The following is a 16,897-nucleotide window of genomic DNA, read 5'->3' on the forward strand; positions in this document are numbered from 1 at the left end:
ATGCGCACCTGTACTATAATTGTTGTTGGCAACAAAAGCATCCACTTCGGCTTCTGAAAGTTGTGTATCCGTATCAACGGTATGAACTAGATCACTTATTTGCGATTCGGTAATGGTCAACGCCGTTTGATGTTGAGTAACATTTGATTCTTGAACTCTTGCATCCGCAAGCACACCAGTAGTAAGGTCGGCTGCATCGGTAGTATGCGCACCTGTACTATAATTGTTGTTGGCAACAAAAGCATCCACTTCGGCTTCTGAAAGTTGTGTATCATCGTCTCCATCATCTAATCCTGCAGGTCTGTTCGCAAGACTCGTCCATTCTCCATCGAAGTCATCAGCTGCATTTTGATCAAATCCTGATAAATCGACAGTTGTTGCATTTGGGTCATTAGATAAGGTAAGTACGCCTGAAGTATAATTTAAAGTTTGAATTTCATTTTGGTCATCTGCATCGGCATCATCTACATTGATTGCAATAGCGTTACCGTTATCAATACTAATATTCCCAGGTGTATTGTCGGTTTGTAAATTTTGATTGTCAGTACTGACGATAGAAATAACTGTTTCTATTCCGTTTTCGTTGGTATAGGTATAGGTGCCATCACCATTGTCTGCAAGTGTGGATATGGTTTGTGCCGCCCCATTAAAGGTTACGTTATTTCCGTTTCCGTCAGAAAGTGTAATAGTGCCGTCTCCATTATCCGTAAAAGAAAATGATGATGAAGAATTACCATCGCAAAGGTTTGTCCATATCAATCCGTTATAATAATGTACACATTGCGTGTCGGTATTATAGACTACGGCTCCGTTCAACGGATTAATTGCTTGCATTTGTGCTGTAGTAAGTCTAGTAAGCACAAGTGCTTTATCTGTACTTTCTAATTCGACAATAGAAGCGGAATTTATAGTATTAGGGTTCTGACCTATTTTTACCTGTGCATTTGCACAGAATGAAATGAAAACGAAGAATAATAGAAATTTAATTTTTGTAGACATCTAAATATTGGGGAATATGTTAACATCTGTAAAAATAAAACCGTCAATGTAGGAAAAATATAATATGTTGTGAACCTAGGGGAATATGTTGGGAAACCCTATAAAGCTTTAATTTCAACGTTGAAATATGCGTTTAATCTAGGCGTAAAAGAATCTAAATATGAACGAAGCTATTTTTTAAGTAAGATTTTTCATTCAAATAAAATGAATTCGAAAAAAATAAATAACTGAATTGATTATCTAGATAGGTACAAAAAGCCCTGATAATTTAAGTCACCATCAGGAATGTAAATGGTATAAAAATAGACGCCGGTAGGCAATCCTTTTTCTTCACCGAATGGGACATTGTTCAGATTAGAAAATCCGACAAAATCATCAACGTAATCTGTTTTTTCGAACACTTTTAGTCCGTAGCGATCATAGATTTGAAGAAAATTACTGTCAAAATCTTGTAATTCTTCAATGAAAAAACTGTCGTTGATGCCATCACCATTTACGGAAATAAAGAAGTTATCTATGAATAGTACGTCTTTAGATAAAGGTTCGAACGGACTTTTAGATGAGCCCAGCGTTATAACTTCATAATCGTCTGGTATAAAAGATTCTGTGGAAACAAAACCTTCGGTCAAAGTACCTACAGGAACACTACCGCTTAAATTTACCCATCGTTGAGAGGCTTTGCTCCACCCAACTGGTATAACTTCTTCAACGTTGTCTGTTAAGCTTGCTATGGTACTGCGAATATTCCAGCTAAGTGTTACGGTAGAGGGTACGGTACCTTCTAGTCTCCAGAATTCAAATGTATTTACCAATTCAACATCAAGTGCTGTTGTACCTGTATCATAAGAACTTAAAGGCGCTGGTGCGTTATTCGGATTTTCAAAGAAATAGGCACATTTAGCAAATAAGTTAACGCTTTCAGAATTGATAATCAACGGTCTTAAATATTGCACATCACCAACCGGGAAACCAAAATTTTGCTGATTGGTAATTGCTGCATACCCTTCTATTTTACTAAAGTCATTTTCGCCACTATAAAAAGAATTGTCTAAAAAATTGTAAAAAATATCTGGTTGGGTTAGAGGAGTAAGAATACTACCAAAAATAAAGTTGGTATTATTGGTATTGTCCATACCAAGGTTCAACTGCATGTTGTTCTCCAATGCAATTTCCATATCATGGAATTGCGGAGTAACATTGCCTGAAACGGTCAAAAGCTCCGGTCCATAAAAACCAGCTAGACCAAGATTATTATCTAAAGGCGATTCATTAATAAGGTTGGTATGAAAACCAATTTGCCCACCTCCATGAATACGTAAGTTACCATTATTATATAAGGCAGTTTGGGCAGAAACGCTAGCTACCAATAAAAAGAAAAATATGTATGTGTATTTTTTCATTAGTTGTTCTGCTTTTCTAATAACATGGATTTAATCTCTGCCATTTGGGCTTTTAATCCCTCTAATTCTGTACTCATGTTAGTATTGGCACGCTGCAATTCTTTAATTTTCTTTTCTTGCTCAATAGTATGTAAAAATAGTTCCTCTATTTTTTCTAGGTTGACCAGTGCACCTTCAGATAAATTCCATTTACCGTCGTTCGCTTCAATTTCTGAAAATGATTTAACGCCTGGTAAGTGGTGATTTTCTTTTAGATATATTTCTACTTTTTCTAAAGATGAGAATTCGTAATTGTTTTTAATTGGGGAATTACCCAAAAAATATTTGTGAAAAACATAATCGGGGTAGGTAGCGGTTGCAGATATAAAACTATTTGCTTGAACATTAGCTGTGGTTTGTATCAACTGTCCACCAAAATCCGGTAAAATTTTAATTCCGTCAATACCAGTTGCTAAATCTTCATTCATGACCGTGCCATTTTCAATTTCATCAGATGATACAGCATCAGATTGAATCTCTGCAGGACCGATTGCACCCGCAGCTATATCTCCTTGCGTAATTGAATTGGTTGCGATGACGCCAGAAGCTCCGCCTGATATTGATCCAATAGAAAATACTGTTCCAGCCAATGTTAATCCTGTACCAGCGGAGTAAGTAGTATCATCATCACCATCGAGGATATCGGCTGGGATGTTGGTAAGGCTTGTCCATTCCCCATCAAAGTCATTAGTTGAATCAAGATCAAGATTTGGCGGAATTCCAGTGAGGTTGCTCCAGTCTGCAACAATAGTTCCGGCGTTCAATGAAAATACTGTTCCAGCCAATGTTAATCCTGTACCAGCGGAGTAAGTAGTATCGTCATCACCATCGAGGATATCGGCTGGGATGTTGGTAAGGCTTGTCCATTCCCCATCAAAGTCATTAGTTGAATCAAGATCAAGATTTGGCGGAATTCCAGTGAGGTTGCTCCAGTCTGCAACAATAGTTCCGGCGTTCAATGAAAATACTGTTCCAGCCAATGTTAATCCTGTACCAGCGGAGTAAGTAGTATCGTCATCACCATCGAGGATATCGGCTGGGATGTTGATAAGGCTTGTCCATTCCCCATCAAAGTCATCAGTTGAATCAAGATCAAGATTTGGCGGAATTCCAGTAAGGTTGCTCCAATCTGCAACAATAGTTCCGGCGTTCAGTGAAAATTCTGTTCCAGCTAATGTTAATCCTGTACCAGCGGAGTAAGTAGTATCGTCATCACCATCGAGGATATCGGCTGGGATGTTGGTAAGGCTTGTCCATTCCCTATCAAAGTCATCGGTTGAATCAAGGTCTAGATTTATAGGGATATTGGTAAGGTTACTCCAATCTGCAACAATCGTAGTTGCATCTATCGCAAATTCGTTAGCGGTTAATGATAACCCTGCTCCTGCAGTATATTCTGTGTTATTGTCAATATCATCTGCGAAATCTGCTGGTATTCCAGTGATATCAGTCCAAGCACTGCCTGCAGTTCCAGTGGCATTAATAACATATGGCGTGCCCGTAGAACCATCACCTGTAATCGTGATGTTGGTACCTTCTGTAATGCTGGTAGTACTTCCAATTCCAGATGCGTTAATTACATATGGTGTAGCGGTAGAACCGTCTCCTGTAATTGTAATATTAGTTCCTTCTGTAATTGTTGTTGTACCCGTTCCATTTGGTGGTACAGCCCAAGTTACAGCACCGGCATCAGTATAAAGAAATTGTCCATTAGCTCCTGGTTCTATAGTAAAAGGGTCGCCTGTCGTTCCTGTCCCGGTAATTGTAACGTTATCCGCAATTGCATTGGACGCATTTATAACATAGGGATCACCACTTGAGCCGTCACCGGTAATAGTTATATTATTGCCATTTTGCAGTACAGTTTCAGTACCGTCTACTACAGCTGCATCAGCTGCGTTAATTATATAGGGGGTAGCAGTAGTACCATTACCGGTAATATTGATGTTGTTTCCTTCGGCAACAATGGTTTCTGATCCATTAGGAATTATAGCATCTGGCGAATTAATGATATATGGTGTGGCAGTTGTGCCGTTTCCGGTTATAGTTATATTATTTCCTTCTGTTACTATGGTCTCTGATCCGTTGGGTACTATAGCATCGGCGGTACTAATTTCGTATGGGGATGCGGCTGTTCCATTTCCGGTAATTGTAACATTGTCACCTTCGGTAATTTGTGTTTCAGAGCCATTCACTTGTGGTAAAGTAACTGAACCTCCGTTCGTCAAACTGATTTCGGTACCCGCCGGATTTATGCTTAACTCTTGCAAATACGTTGATAAATCTATCGTATTAGGGTCATTTTCAATGCTAAGTATGTTTTCATCTAGAGTTAACTGCTGATCATCTGATCCTATTAAAGCTCCTAAGCTAATTGTAGATACTCCGGCAATGGTGGATCTAGCAATGGTAAGTGTGGTGTCTAATTTACTGAATGTTAAGTCGAATAGGTCGTTAGAATCTTCCCATTGTACCACTCCGTTTTCATCGGTAGTCATCACTTGCCCTGCAAGAAAATTTGCCATATCGGCAGGTACAACACTTCCGTCCCTGATTTCTACAGAGCCTACGGCATTTTCACGTATTTCATCTGCTCCAACAGAGGCTGAAGCTAATTTATCTTGGGTGATGGAGTTATCTTGTATATCGTCTGGACCAATACCGCCATCAATAATATTATCACCTAAAATACTGTTCTTGGCTACTTCTAAGTTATAGCCAGCTGCAGATTCGGTAATGTCAATAGTGCTTCTACCATTAACTATAGGGTCATTGGTAATTGCGAAATTTACGGCATCGCATAAATTCACCCATTGGGTACCATCGTAATAATTGATACACTCGGTATCGGTGTTATAAACCATACCACCACGTTGCGGTGTAATAGCTTCCATCTCTAAGGTAGTTACACGGGTAATGACCAATACTTTAGAAGTACTTTCAAGCTCTAAAACCGATGAAGCATCAATATTTTGGGGGTTGTCACCTATTTTAATTTGTCCGAATACGGTAGGTATCGTTACTATGGTAAAAAAAATAAAGAATATTATTGCTTTCATACTTAGTGTCTTAAGACGAGAAAATAGTGATGAACAAAAATAGAATTATCTTCTTAATACCCTTTATTTATAAGTTGAAATAATAGGGTAATGGGTTAAAGAACATCAATCTTCGTTGAAAGGGGTCAATTTTGATGTCAAATTTTGGTAAAGGTCAAATGTGCTGCTGATCACAGCAGATTAAGAAATTAACAAAAGTTTATTGACGGGTTTTTTTTTTATGAAGATTACAAATCTTTTCTTTATCTTTTGATATCCCTACGCTTAGGGTGTTATCAGTTTTAATATACACTAAATGACCAAAAAATTACTTTTTTTACTCGTATTATTTATATCAGTATCAGGCTTTTCACAAGACGATACAAGACAACCATTAAGCGGTTCTGTAATTTACATGAACATTGGAGTGCCCAATGAAAATGTGGTAAATGCAACCACTGAGAGGGCTACAATTACCAATGATCAAGGTTTATTTCGAATCAATGTAAAAGTGGGCGATCAACTTGTTTTTTCAGCCGTTAACTATAATATTAAAGTGGTTACCGTAACCGAAGAAATCTTGGCCAACAACCGTTTGGTTGTTGAAGTGAAAGAAAAAGTGACAGAGCTAGACGAGGTAGTAATAACGCCAGAACAGCAAGAGCGTTTTTTAGCCGTAAAGAACCAAGAGTTTAAAGAATACGAATACGAAATTGACCGTGGCACCAAGGTAGATAATATCGCCATGACAGACTCTGAGAAGGGTATGCAAGATGGTCTGAATTTTGTGAACATATTTAGAGCCATTTTCAAATCTCAAACTGAAAATGTAGAAGAAGGGCCGAAATTAAAATTGAGCGAAGTGCTACGCCAGGTTTATGATGATTCTTTCTTTGTGGTAGATTTAAATATACCTCAAGATAAAATCAATGAGTTTTTGTTTTACTGTGATGACAAAATGCCTGTTCAATCGCTACTAAAAAAGGAAAATGAATTTCAGTTGATTGATGCTTTGGTCAATAATAGTAAATCGTTTCTTAAAGATATGAATGAGGAGTAGACTCCTTATATTTTTTTTCTTTATGGGTGTTTGCGCTTTTGCGCAAACAGGTGATTATACCAAACTTGAAGGTAGAGTGAACAGCGATGATGGCGACGTTGCTGCAACACACGTACTCAATTTAACCTCGAACAGGGCTTCTATTACTGACGAAAATGGGTATTTTTCTATTCCCGTTCGGCTGTTAGATACCCTTGAATTTTCTGCAATACAGTACAAAAAGAAAATTATCGTGGTCAGCACGGCAATTTATGAGAGTAAGCTGATATCTGTAGGTTTGGAAGAAGCTTTGACAGAATTAGATGAGGTTACCGTAACGCCCTATAATCTTAGTGGTAATTTGCTCAGAGACCTACCGACCTTAGATTTAGATCCAGTGGTAACGGCATCTACCTTGGGATTGCCCAATGCCTATGTAAAAATACCGACCAAGGCTGAGCGAGAGCTACAGGCAGCAACCGCAAACCCCATTATGAGTATGGATGCTTTATTGAACGGAATTTCTGGTCGTACCAAAATGCTGAAGAATAGGGTAGAACGAAATAATCTTTATAATAGAACAGAGCGGGTAAGAGACTTTTATGCCGATAGTGTTTATGTAAAACAGCTATTGATACCGTTAGATAAAATAGACGATTTTTTATATTACTGTGAGGTAGACCCACGATTTCAAGAAGTTGTAGATACCCATAGCGAGTTAGATATTTGGGAGTATTTACGAAAGAAAAGCCTGTTGTACAGAGAATATAATGCTTTAGATTAAGCTGATTATCTTTGGCATATGGTTTGTACACACGATATTAAAAAGTACCAGATGAAACTAGTTAGAAACGCAGTGTTGTTAATGCTGCTGCCACTTTTTGCTTTTATGGGAGCGCATAAATTTTATATAAGTGTCACCAATGTAGATTACTCAGAAAAAGATGAAGCAGTACAAATAATTACCCGCGTATTTATCGATGATATGAATGCGGTATTAAAAGAGCGATACGGTATCATTACTACCTTGGGTACGGATAAAGAGTCAACGATAGATAAAGAATATCTTGAGAAATACCTACGTACCAAATTTTTGGTCGAAATAAACGGAGCAAGTGCAAAGTATGATTTTATAGGGCATAAGTACGATACCGATATGGTGATTTGTTACTTAGAAGTGCCAAATGTTCCCCTTAGTACTTTAAAGCAAATTGGCATTGTAAACGAAATCTTGACCGATATCTATGATGATCAGCAGAATGTGGTACATATGAAGGTAAATGGGAAGAAAAAGAGCCATGTACTTATAAAATCGCATATTAAAGGAATGTTAAATTTGTAACAGATATTAAGATATCCCTATAAAAACTTTAAATTTCCGTCACTAAATAACTAAAGAATGATAAGAGTAAAGTACGCATTTGCGTCAATTTTATTCCTTTTTGCCTCCGTAACTTTTGCACAAGAGGCGGTTACTAAAGAAAAGGAACCTGGGCACACCAACCAGAGCAAGTTTAAACAATTATATGAAGAGTTCGCTACGCCGAACACGTACCGATCGGCTTCAGGTGCACCCGGACCTGATTATTACCAGCAGCAGGCGGATTATGTAATGGATATTCGTTTAGATGATAAAGATGCTAAAATATATGGAACAGAAACCATTACGTATACTAATAATTCGCCAGATGATTTAGAGTACTTATGGGTGCAGTTAGATCAGAATGTTAGAACAAAAGATTCAAAGGCGTTGTTGAAAAACGGAAGCGGAGTTTCTCTTGGAGATTCACCAGAAAAGTTTGTAGGTACGTACATGACAGAATCTTTTGATGGTGGTTTTAATATTGATTACGTAAAAGACGATTCTGGTAAAGCATTACCATTTACAGTTAATTTTACGATGATGCGTGTAGATTTACCTACACCGCTTAAAAGTGGAGATAAATTTTCTTTTGATATAAAGTGGAATTATAACATACCTGATCATACCGTAAATAGAGCTAGGTCTGGTTACGAGTTTTTTGAGGAAGATGGAAACAGAGCTTATGTAATAGCTCAGTTTTTTCCAAGAATGGCAGTGTATAATGATGTAGAAGGATGGCAGAACCACCAATTTTGGGGTAATGGCGAATTCGCACTTCCATTCGGTAATTATGAAGTAAATATTACGGTACCTGCAGATCATATTTTAGATGGTACAGGTCTTCTCCAAAATAGAAAAGAAGTATTTACAAAAGAGATGATGAGCCGTTACGAGCAAGCAAAAAAGTCATATGACAAGCCTGTAATTATAGTAACGCAAGCAGAAGCGGAAGCTGCAGAAAAAGGATTCTCTGATAAAACAAAAACATGGAAGCTTAAGGCAGAAAATGTTCGTGACTTTGGTTTTGCAACTTCTAGAAAATTTATTTGGGACATGCAAGCCGTTAAGTTAGGTAGTAGAGATATCATGGCGGTATCGATGTACCCAAAAGAAGGTAACCCATTATGGGAAGAGTATTCTACAAAAGCAGTGGCGCATACATTAAGATCGTACTCGGCGCATACTTTTGATTACCCTTACCCTAAAGCAATATCTGTACATGCCAAAAATCAAGGTATGGAGTACCCAATGATCTGCTGGAACTACGGTAGACCAAATAAAGATGGCACCTATTCTGATAGAACTAAATACGGAATGATCAGTGTAATTATTCACGAAGTAGGTCATAACTTTTTTCCGATGATCGTAAACTCAGACGAACGTCAATGGGGATGGATGGATGAAGGTCTAGATACTTTTATGCAGTATATGGCTGAGCAAGAATTCGGTGAAGCCTTCCCAGCGGCAATAGCGCCAAATGATAAATACCCGTCTAGAAGAGGTGATCCTGCGAAAATCGTACCTTACATGAGCGGAGATCAAAGTACAATATCACCGATTATGTCCAATCCTGAGAACGTATTTCAGTTAGGTCCTAATGCATATGGTAAGCCGGCAACAGCTTTAAATATATTGAGAGAAACTGTTATGGGGCGTGAGTTGTTCGACCATGCTTTTAAAACCTATTCTCACCGTTGGAAGTTTAAGCACCCAACACCAGAAGATTTCTTTAGAACAATGGAAGATGCTTCTGCTGTAGATTTAGATTGGTATTGGAGAGGTTGGTTCTATACAACTGACTATGTTGATCTGGCCGTTAAGGATATTAAGAAGTATTATGTAAGCGATCAGCCTAATAAAAAAATGCAAGCGTATTTAGCGGAACGTGGTATTCCAGAATCTAATTTAAGACCAATGGTTTACTTAGAGGAGTTCGATGATGCAAATATGGTTGCTCCTGAATTAAAGGATAATTTACCATCAGAATCCTCTAAAACTTTAAAGGAGTTTATGATGGATAATATGACTGCCGCAGAAAGAGCAGCGATAAAAGAACCAAAGTATTTTTACGAAATAACATATAACAGTCCGGGTGGCTTACCAATGCCATTGATCGTTGAGTATACGTATGCAGACGGTTCGGTTAAGAATGTAACCTATCCTCCAGAAATTTGGAGAAAGAATAGCAAAGAGGTAAGTATGGTGATATCATCTGTTACTGAGCTAACTGGGGTGAACATAGATCCTAAAATGGAAACGGCAGATATTGACACCACAAACAATAGCTGGCCGAAGAAAGAGCAAGAGAGCGATTTCGATAAAATGAAGGATGGAATTAAAGGAGAATAATTAACAAAATATTTATTTCAAAAAGCCTCGTATAACAGCGAGGCTTTTTTAATTTTGGTTACTAAACTTGTTTATATTTGTAGTATGATTGCTATGTATTCATTATTTATAAGTGGCGCAGAGATTTTCTTCATTATGTTTATCGTAGTGATGGTATTCGGTGCCGACAAAATTCCTGGTATTGCCAAGGGGTTGGGTAAAGGTATGCGTCAACTGAAAGATGCTACCGAAGATATTAAACAAGAAATTCAGAAGAGTGCCGACAAGCAGGGTATTGATACTAGTTTCGTTACCGATATCAAAAAAGATATTGATGATATGAAAAAAGACATTAGCTCTGGCTTAGGCAATGACGTTAAAAAGCAAATTAGCGACGTTAGTAAAAACATCAATGATGTAACGGGCAGTATCAAGAGAAAGTAACTTATTATGTTAGATAAGATTTTACAATGGGATCGAGATGCCTTTGTCTATCTTAACAGTCTTGGTATTGAGCAGTATGATGTTTTTTGGTCTACGGTCACCAAATTTCCACCTTGGCTTCCCTTATTTGCATTTATTATAATTCTGTTCTTTGTAAAATTTACGAAGAGAGAAGCTATAACTATGATTTTGACTTTAGTGGTCATGGTCTTTTTTGTGGCAACAGTAACAGATTTGACCAAAAATGTAGTGGCCCGTTTACGACCAAACAATGACGAAGAAATAAATACGCTGATTAGAATATTAAGAAGTCCGTCAGGCTTCAGCTTTTTCTCAGGTCACGCTTCATCATCCTTTTCTGTCATCACCATAACGGTACTTTTTTTAAGACGAAAATTTAAATGGGTATACCTATTTTATATTTGGCCTATATTATTTGCAATGAGTAGAGTGTACGTAGGGGTACATTTTCCTATCGATTTAATTGTAGGAGCTTTGGTAGGTATTATATCGGCTTGGTTGTTCTATAGATTGTACGGTTTACTTATTTCACCCTACTTAAAGTCAGTCCATCACGTATAGGCAGTAATACCGTTTCTAAAAGCGGATGTTCACTTAGTTTCTTGTTATAGTCCAACAATACCTTCGTAGTAACATCTTTAGGGTCTAAGGGCTCAACCACTTTACCAGACCACAAAACATTATCAGAAAGTATTACAGACCCAGATTTGGTTTTTGGCAAAACAGCTTCTAAGTATTTGTCATACTGTTTTTTTTCTGCATCAATAAAAATAAGGTCGAAAGTAATATCCATTTTGGGGATGATATCAAGCGCATTGCCCACATGCTGAATAATTTGAGAACCGTAATCGCTTTGATCAAAAAAGGAGCGCTGAATCTGTTCCAGTTCTGCATTGACATCTATGGTATGCAATTGTCCGTTTTTCGGTAGTCCTTCAGCAAGGCATAAAGCAGAATACCCCGTGTAAGTGCCAATTTCAAGAATATTGGTCGGGTTTATCAATTTAGAAAGTAAACTTAGAACACGACCCTGAAAATGTCCGGTAAGCATACGGGGTTGTATGACCTTTAAATGCGTTTCTCGTGTAAGCTCCTGTAATAATTTAGGTTCAGCCTGTGAATTATCGGCTAAATAGCTTTCTAAAAGAGGTGATAAAAAATGCATGCGTTTCTTTTTGCAAAAATAGGGTTTTAAGCCTTAATTTAATGGACTGAAAAGAGTAGAGCAATGAATAATGAAATTACGATTAGAGAAGCGGTAAAAAGTGATATACCTGTTTTGTTGCAACATGAGCAAGAAGTGGTGAAAGCAGAGCGCCCGATGGATCCAACGATTAGAGATAGCGGAGTAAAATATTACGATTTAGATGCTTTGATAGAAAACCCAAGGGCAACTGTTATGGTTGCATGTGATGGAGATAAAATTGTAGCTACCGGTTATGCATTAGAGAAACCGGCAAGGACCTATTTGGATCATGAGACTTTTGCCTATTTAGGTTTTATGTACACCGATCCCGAATATAGAGGTAAAGGTATAAATGGTAAAATTGTAAGTGCCTTGCAAGATTGGTCTACAAACGCAGGTTTAACTGAAATTCGTTTGCATGTATATACTGAGAACGAGCCTGCGATAAGAGCTTATGAGAAAAAAGGATTTAAAAGGCATATGATAGAAATGCGATTAAGAACAGAATCGTAGTACCCATTTATTGAATAGAGCTTATAAAATCATAGGCTTATGATTACTTTTATACAAAATTAGCTATGGAATTCAAAAATACGTTGGCGTTTGCACAATCGTTAGATGCAAAAGACAACTTAAAAACATACAGAGATGAGTTTCTTTTTCCGAAAATCAACGGGAAAGAAGTTATCTATTTTACAGGAAACTCTTTAGGGCTACAGCCAAAACGAACCAAGTCTTTTGTAGATGAGGTGATGAAAGATTGGGCAGAATTAGCCGTAGAAGGGCATTTTTATGCAGAGAAACCATGGTGGGACTATCATGAGCGTTTAGCAGCACCCTTGGCAAAAGTGGTTGGAGCATTACCGGAAGAAGTTTCGGTAATGAATACCTTGACCGTAAACCTTCACTTGTTGATGGTTTCTTTCTATAATCCTACAAAAAAGAGATTTAAGATTCTGTGTGAAGAAAAGGCTTTTCCTAGTGATCAATATATGTTTCAAAGTCAGGTTCGTTTTCATGGTTTAGACCCGGAAGAAACCATTGTTGAGATTAAGAAACGCGATGGAGAACATCATTGGAGAACAGAAGATATACTTGAGAAAATTAATGAATTAGGTGATGAGCTAGCATTAGTTTTAATAGGCGGAGTAAATTATTACAACGGTCAGGTGATGGATATGGAAACTATTACAAAAGCCGGAAAAGCAGCAGGCGCCAATGTAGGCTGGGATCTAGCGCATGCTGTTGGTAATGTAGAACTGAAATTGCATGATTGGGATGCAGATTTTGCATCATGGTGTAGCTACAAGTATATGAATAGCGGACCAGGAAACGCATCTGGAATTTTCGTCAATAAAAAACACTTGAATAAGAAAGATATTCAACGGTTTGAAGGTTGGTGGGGAACAAAGAAAGAAACTCGTTTTCTTATGAAACCAGAATTTGAGCCCATGGATAATGCCGACGCTTGGCAAATAAGTAATGCACCTATTTTATCGGTAGCACCTTATTTAGCATCGCTTACGATGTTTGAAGAAGTGGGGATGCAAAAACTGATTGAGAAGAGAAAATTAATCGTTTCATACCTGGAGTATATTTTACACGAAATAGATAAAGAAGTAGATAGTTCTTTTGAAATTATCACTCCGGAAGATAGAGGCTGTCAGTTATCAGTTTTCTTACACGGACAAGGAAAATCTCTGTTCAATTATTTAATGGAAAATGGCGTAGTAACCGATTGGCGCGAACCAAATGTAATTCGTTTGGCACCAGCACCTTTTTATTCTACCTATGAAGATATGTACCGTTTCGGTCAAATTTTAAAAGCAGGAGTTTTAGCAAATTAAAATTTCATAGAATTTAGAATTTAGAGAAAATAGAAAATAGAAAGTTTTTTTAAATTTTAACCAACAACCAACAACCAACAACCAACAACGGACAACCAACACCTGTGCTGAGCGTAGCCGAAGCAACCAACAACCAATTCTAGATGAAGTCATTACGGTTAATTTTAGGGAATGCTAGATACTTCGGTCCCTCGTGGGTTTTCACAAGTATTAATATACTTTTTGGTACATGGGCAATCTATATACCTGCAGTAAAAGATGCTTTAGAAATCAGTAAATCTGAATTAGGGATCGCTATTTTCTTTTTGGCATTGGGTGTATTTACTGTTTTTCCTTTTGCTTCTGGTATCGTTAATAGGGTAGGTGTAGGTAAAGCCACTTTTTATGGTGTAATGATGAGCTGTACCGCGGCTATGTTGCCCTTATTAGCACCTGATTATTATGTGTTGATGGTGGCATTATTTCTTTTTGGAGCGGCAAACGGTATTACAGATATCGCTATGAATACTTTGGTAACCGAGATCGAAAAAAAAGACAAGGTAAAGTTTATGGCAGCTTCCCACGGTTTTTTCAGTCTAGGTGGAGTATTGGCAGGGTTGGGCAGTTTTTTAATTGGTCCGTTATCAAATCCCGTATTGCACATGACTATAGCAGTGTTACTGGTTTTGGTAGTCAATATAAAATTCAAGAATCAATATTTTTCTGAAGTTGCCGAAGAAATAGAAAATGAACCATTTAGTTTTGGTTTGCTAAAACCATTGTTGTTATTAGGACTTATTTCCTTTATGGCAATGGGGAGTGAAGGTGCCATTGTGGACTGGAGCGGATTGTACCTAAAAGAAATTGCACTTGCACCGGAAGCTTTATGGGGATTAGGATTTTTAGGATTTCAAATTACCATGACCTTGGGTCGCTTTTTAGGCGATGGTATCAGCGATAAAATTGGTTCGGTTAAAATAGTCGCGCTAGGGGCTATTCTCGCAATACTAGGTTATTTTTTGGTGCTTACCGGAAACATCAATTTAAGCATCATAGGTTTTGCTTTGAACGGATTAGGTTTTTCAGTAATGGTCCCCGAAGTATTTAGAATAGGAGGAAATGTAAAAGGAATAGATTCCTCAAAGGGCATAGCATTTATTGCAGGAGCAGGGTATGCTGGGTTTTTATGTGCCCCACCAATTTTAGGGTTTTTGGCAGAGCATTACAGTCTAAGTAGAAGCTTTGTAGTACTGTTGGCATGCGCATTCTTAATTCTATTATTTACACTTTTACTAAAAAGAAAAAAGGCGTAGCTCTGCTTAGTTTTTAATATTACTCCGGATTTTAAATTCGCTGTTGGGGTCTTGTACTTTCTCAATAAAATCTAGCATCTCATCAGTTAACAGTAATTGGTTTTGTGCATTCCAGTAACTCTGGTCGTAGGGGTAGTTTATTTTAAATAGATCTTTTGATGTGCTCACGTTTTTCTTGACTTCAAAGTCGCCTTCGTTATCAGATGTGGTTAGAATGAAGGATACATCGTAGTATGAAGTATATGAATTTTTCTTGTCTGTCTGCTCAACTCTTACATCATACTTGGCAGAGGTTATGTAGTACTTGTTAGTGTTAGATGATATAGAAAGTAATATCTCTTTATTGTATGAAATTGTTCTGTATTTAGTATTTGCATTTTCAGAAAAAGGTTTTTTTTCTAACGCTACTTGCATTTTAAAATGTTCCATAGCATAGTTTTCAGTATTAATAGTGTAATGACCCGAAAAATTCTCATTTTCAATTGAAGGTTTGGACTGAAAGTTTAGATTAACTTTTTTACCATTGTCAAAAGTAGCTTCACTTAAAATAAAATCATCTCCTGTGGCATTCACTGGAATTAAATCCATAAACAAACCATAAAACGATTGAAAAATAAAATACACGTCATTTTCATCTCGTACCAATCCTACTTTACGCATATTGGTTAACTCTACATTAAAATCTTTTTTGTCGGGATCAATATCTTTGGTATACAATAGTGTTCTTCTTTCTAGCTTTCCTTGTATGTCTTGTATACGGGTAATTTCACCATTATAGCGTAATACACCTCTCAATAAAAACTTCTCCTTATAAGGGTAGATTGGATAATTAGATTCAATTGAATCTCTTACTTTTTGCCAGAGCGTTTTTTCATTTGTAACGGTTACTTCATTTAATTCTAATACACTTTTGTTAAGGTAGATGGTATCCTTTGCTTTTTGAGAAGTGGTTGTAAGTTTATCATACCCAACGCTGTAAACGATAATAGAATCTAAACTCGAAGAGAACTGAAAACGACCATCAGAGTTGGTCATCGTATGGTCTTTACTATTGTAAATTCCGACAAATTCTAAAGGAGAATTGTCTGCGCTATCTAAAACAATAGCGCTAGTATTGTTTTGAGCATGGCTGAAAAAAGAAAAAAAAGTAATGGGAATAGTGAGAGTTTCATGATTGGTGAGTTAGTTCTGAACAATATCAAACTCCGTACCGAATTATTTCACCTCAACACCTGTAAAGAAAAGAGAGAAATCAGCATCTGGTCTTTTGTGCATCATGCTAATATTCAATCCGTTTATCGTTTTATAATCTTCCCAAGTGGTAGTCATATTAGGTTCAGACTGATTTTCTTTTCTGTACACCCATTCTTTGATGATAAAATCATCACCAAAATAATAATCGTAAGCATCACCGGGCGTGTAACCACCATCATTTGAATATACCGTGGTCAATTTATGCATGGTAGATTTGCTGATTGGGGCTTCTACACCTTCGGTATGTTTGTAGGTAAAACTTTTTTGATCCCATACCAATTGGTAAGGTGCTAGTAGCCAGAATTTATCATTTACGAATCCGCCATCAGTTGCGGTCATGGTACTATCCACGGCTTTGCGGTTATAGGTAATGGTGTCTTGTCTGGTCATCATAGTAACTTCGTTAGACGATGTTTTCCATAACCAAGTACGTTCAAAATGCTCGTCATCTCGGTCTACATTAAAGGTAAACTTAATACTTTTTACATCTTTCCAGTTTTCGAATCCGTTAGCATTTGCGATTTTTTCAAGAACTGTCAATTCCGTATCTTCGACGACAGCAATTGTAGGCTTTTTTTGGTCGGTTTTACATGCTGTAAAAACACTCGATATAAGAACGGAAAGAATAATTAATTTTTTCATTTTCA

At 37.2% G+C, this 16,897-nt stretch carries 14 protein-coding genes and 1 pseudogene; 9 read left to right on the plus strand and 6 right to left on the minus strand.

Annotated elements, in window-relative coordinates:
• The 3 genes and pseudogenes from CLV90_RS19350 to CLV90_RS17120 all read right to left on the minus strand — a co-directional run.
• Nucleotides 1-999 (minus strand): annotated as a pseudogene (locus tag CLV90_RS19350) (hypothetical protein); the annotation flags it as partial.
• 236 nt (nucleotides 1,000-1,235) lie between these two features.
• Nucleotides 1,236-2,399 carry a gliding motility-associated C-terminal domain-containing protein gene (locus CLV90_RS17115; RefSeq protein WP_133688741.1) on the minus strand — a complete coding sequence of 388 codons (1,164 nt, stop codon included), beginning with the start codon at nucleotides 2,397-2,399 and terminating at the stop codon, nucleotides 1,236-1,238.
• On the minus strand, nucleotides 2,399-5,497 hold the full coding sequence (locus tag CLV90_RS17120; protein WP_133688742.1) for a beta strand repeat-containing protein: 3,099 nt from the start codon (nucleotides 5,495-5,497) through the stop codon (nucleotides 2,399-2,401). Before CLV90_RS17120 ends, CLV90_RS17115 begins: the two co-directional genes overlap by 1 nt.
• A 295-nt stretch (nucleotides 5,498-5,792) precedes the next feature.
• Between CLV90_RS17120 and CLV90_RS17125 the strand changes: the two genes are divergently transcribed.
• From CLV90_RS17125 to CLV90_RS17150, 6 genes are all read left to right on the plus strand, one after another.
• Entirely contained in the window at nucleotides 5,793-6,536 is a 744-nt protein-coding gene (locus CLV90_RS17125; RefSeq protein ID WP_133688743.1) for a peptidase associated/transthyretin-like domain-containing protein, read from the plus strand.
• Nucleotides 6,526-7,299 (plus strand): carboxypeptidase-like regulatory domain-containing protein, encoded by a 774-nt coding sequence (locus CLV90_RS17130; RefSeq protein WP_243835528.1) that lies wholly within the window; start codon nucleotides 6,526-6,528, stop codon nucleotides 7,297-7,299. Before CLV90_RS17125 ends, CLV90_RS17130 begins: the two co-directional genes overlap by 11 nt.
• A gap of 51 nt (nucleotides 7,300-7,350) precedes the next feature.
• Complete coding sequence (locus tag CLV90_RS17135) at nucleotides 7,351-7,857, plus strand: DUF6702 family protein (protein WP_133688744.1); 507 nt, start codon at nucleotides 7,351-7,353, stop codon at nucleotides 7,855-7,857.
• Nucleotides 7,858-7,914: 57 nt separating this feature from the next.
• Nucleotides 7,915-10,227 carry a M1 family metallopeptidase gene (locus tag CLV90_RS17140; RefSeq protein ID WP_133688745.1) on the plus strand — a complete coding sequence of 771 codons (2,313 nt, stop codon included), beginning with the start codon at nucleotides 7,915-7,917 and terminating at the stop codon, nucleotides 10,225-10,227.
• A gap of 93 nt (nucleotides 10,228-10,320) precedes the next feature.
• Nucleotides 10,321-10,650 (plus strand): Sec-independent protein translocase subunit TatA/TatB, encoded by a 330-nt coding sequence (locus CLV90_RS17145; protein ID WP_243835530.1) that lies wholly within the window; start codon nucleotides 10,321-10,323, stop codon nucleotides 10,648-10,650.
• Between the two features lie 6 nt (nucleotides 10,651-10,656).
• The gene (locus CLV90_RS17150) at nucleotides 10,657-11,232 is read left to right on the plus strand and encodes a phosphatase PAP2 family protein (protein ID WP_133688747.1); all 576 of its coding nucleotides are present in this window, start codon (nucleotides 10,657-10,659) and stop codon (nucleotides 11,230-11,232) included.
• On the opposite strand, the gene CLV90_RS17155 is transcribed toward CLV90_RS17150, so the two are convergent.
• Complete coding sequence (locus tag CLV90_RS17155) at nucleotides 11,195-11,836, minus strand: O-methyltransferase (RefSeq protein WP_133688748.1); 642 nt, start codon at nucleotides 11,834-11,836, stop codon at nucleotides 11,195-11,197. The two genes, CLV90_RS17150 and CLV90_RS17155, sit on opposite strands and share 38 nt — an antisense overlap.
• Before the next feature lie 63 nt (nucleotides 11,837-11,899).
• On the opposite strand from CLV90_RS17155, the gene CLV90_RS17160 reads away from it, so the two are divergent.
• The 3 genes from CLV90_RS17160 to CLV90_RS17170 all read left to right on the plus strand — a co-directional run bounded on the left by CLV90_RS17160 (nucleotide 11,900) and on the right by CLV90_RS17170 (nucleotide 14,996).
• The gene (locus CLV90_RS17160) at nucleotides 11,900-12,370 is read left to right on the plus strand and encodes a GNAT family N-acetyltransferase (RefSeq protein ID WP_133688749.1); all 471 of its coding nucleotides are present in this window, start codon (nucleotides 11,900-11,902) and stop codon (nucleotides 12,368-12,370) included.
• Nucleotides 12,371-12,435: 65 nt separating this feature from the next.
• Nucleotides 12,436-13,704 carry a kynureninase gene (gene kynU / locus CLV90_RS17165; RefSeq protein WP_133688750.1) on the plus strand — a complete coding sequence of 423 codons (1,269 nt, stop codon included), beginning with the start codon at nucleotides 12,436-12,438 and terminating at the stop codon, nucleotides 13,702-13,704.
• A 143-nt stretch (nucleotides 13,705-13,847) separates the two neighbouring features.
• The gene (locus tag CLV90_RS17170) at nucleotides 13,848-14,996 is read left to right on the plus strand and encodes an MFS transporter (protein WP_133688751.1); all 1,149 of its coding nucleotides are present in this window, start codon (nucleotides 13,848-13,850) and stop codon (nucleotides 14,994-14,996) included.
• A 6-nt stretch (nucleotides 14,997-15,002) separates the two neighbouring features.
• Here CLV90_RS17170 and CLV90_RS17175 read toward each other — a convergent pair whose 3' ends face one another.
• Nucleotides 15,003-16,031: a hypothetical protein gene (locus tag CLV90_RS17175; protein ID WP_133688752.1), complete on the minus strand. Its 1,029-nt coding sequence runs from the start codon at nucleotides 16,029-16,031 to the stop codon at nucleotides 15,003-15,005.
• Between the two features lie 180 nt (nucleotides 16,032-16,211).
• Nucleotides 16,212-16,892 (minus strand): hypothetical protein, encoded by a 681-nt coding sequence (locus tag CLV90_RS17180; RefSeq protein WP_133688753.1) that lies wholly within the window; start codon nucleotides 16,890-16,892, stop codon nucleotides 16,212-16,214.
• Nucleotides 16,893-16,897: the final 5 nt, after the last annotated feature.

This window comes from Maribacter spongiicola (assembly GCF_004364165.1).
Lineage (GTDB): Bacteria > Bacteroidota > Bacteroidia > Flavobacteriales > Flavobacteriaceae > Maribacter > Maribacter spongiicola.

Excerpts from the sequence above, each read along its gene's own strand:
- CLV90_RS17155 (WP_133688748.1), bottom strand. The coding sequence starts at position 11,836 with ATGCATTTTTTATCACCTCTTTTAGAAAGCTATTTAGCCGATAATTCA.
- CLV90_RS17135 (WP_133688744.1), top strand. The coding sequence starts at position 7,351 with ATGAAACTAGTTAGAAACGCAGTGTTGTTAATGCTGCTGCCACTTTTT.
- CLV90_RS17170 (WP_133688751.1), top strand. The coding sequence starts at position 13,848 with ATGAAGTCATTACGGTTAATTTTAGGGAATGCTAGATACTTCGGTCCC.
- kynU (WP_133688750.1), top strand. The coding sequence starts at position 12,436 with ATGGAATTCAAAAATACGTTGGCGTTTGCACAATCGTTAGATGCAAAA.
- CLV90_RS17180 (WP_133688753.1), bottom strand. The coding sequence starts at position 16,892 with ATGAAAAAATTAATTATTCTTTCCGTTCTTATATCGAGTGTTTTTACA.
- CLV90_RS17145 (WP_243835530.1), top strand. The coding sequence starts at position 10,321 with ATGTATTCATTATTTATAAGTGGCGCAGAGATTTTCTTCATTATGTTT.
- CLV90_RS17140 (WP_133688745.1), top strand. The coding sequence starts at position 7,915 with ATGATAAGAGTAAAGTACGCATTTGCGTCAATTTTATTCCTTTTTGCC.
- CLV90_RS17175 (WP_133688752.1), bottom strand. The coding sequence starts at position 16,031 with ATGACCAACTCTGATGGTCGTTTTCAGTTCTCTTCGAGTTTAGATTCT.
- CLV90_RS17115 (WP_133688741.1), bottom strand. The coding sequence starts at position 2,399 with ATGAAAAAATACACATACATATTTTTCTTTTTATTGGTAGCTAGCGTT.
- CLV90_RS17125 (WP_133688743.1), top strand. The coding sequence starts at position 5,793 with ATGACCAAAAAATTACTTTTTTTACTCGTATTATTTATATCAGTATCA.
- CLV90_RS17120 (WP_133688742.1), bottom strand. The coding sequence starts at position 5,497 with ATGAAAGCAATAATATTCTTTATTTTTTTTACCATAGTAACGATACCT.
- CLV90_RS17160 (WP_133688749.1), top strand. The coding sequence starts at position 11,900 with ATGAATAATGAAATTACGATTAGAGAAGCGGTAAAAAGTGATATACCT.
- CLV90_RS17150 (WP_133688747.1), top strand. The coding sequence starts at position 10,657 with ATGTTAGATAAGATTTTACAATGGGATCGAGATGCCTTTGTCTATCTT.
- CLV90_RS17130 (WP_243835528.1), top strand. The coding sequence starts at position 6,526 with ATGAGGAGTAGACTCCTTATATTTTTTTTCTTTATGGGTGTTTGCGCT.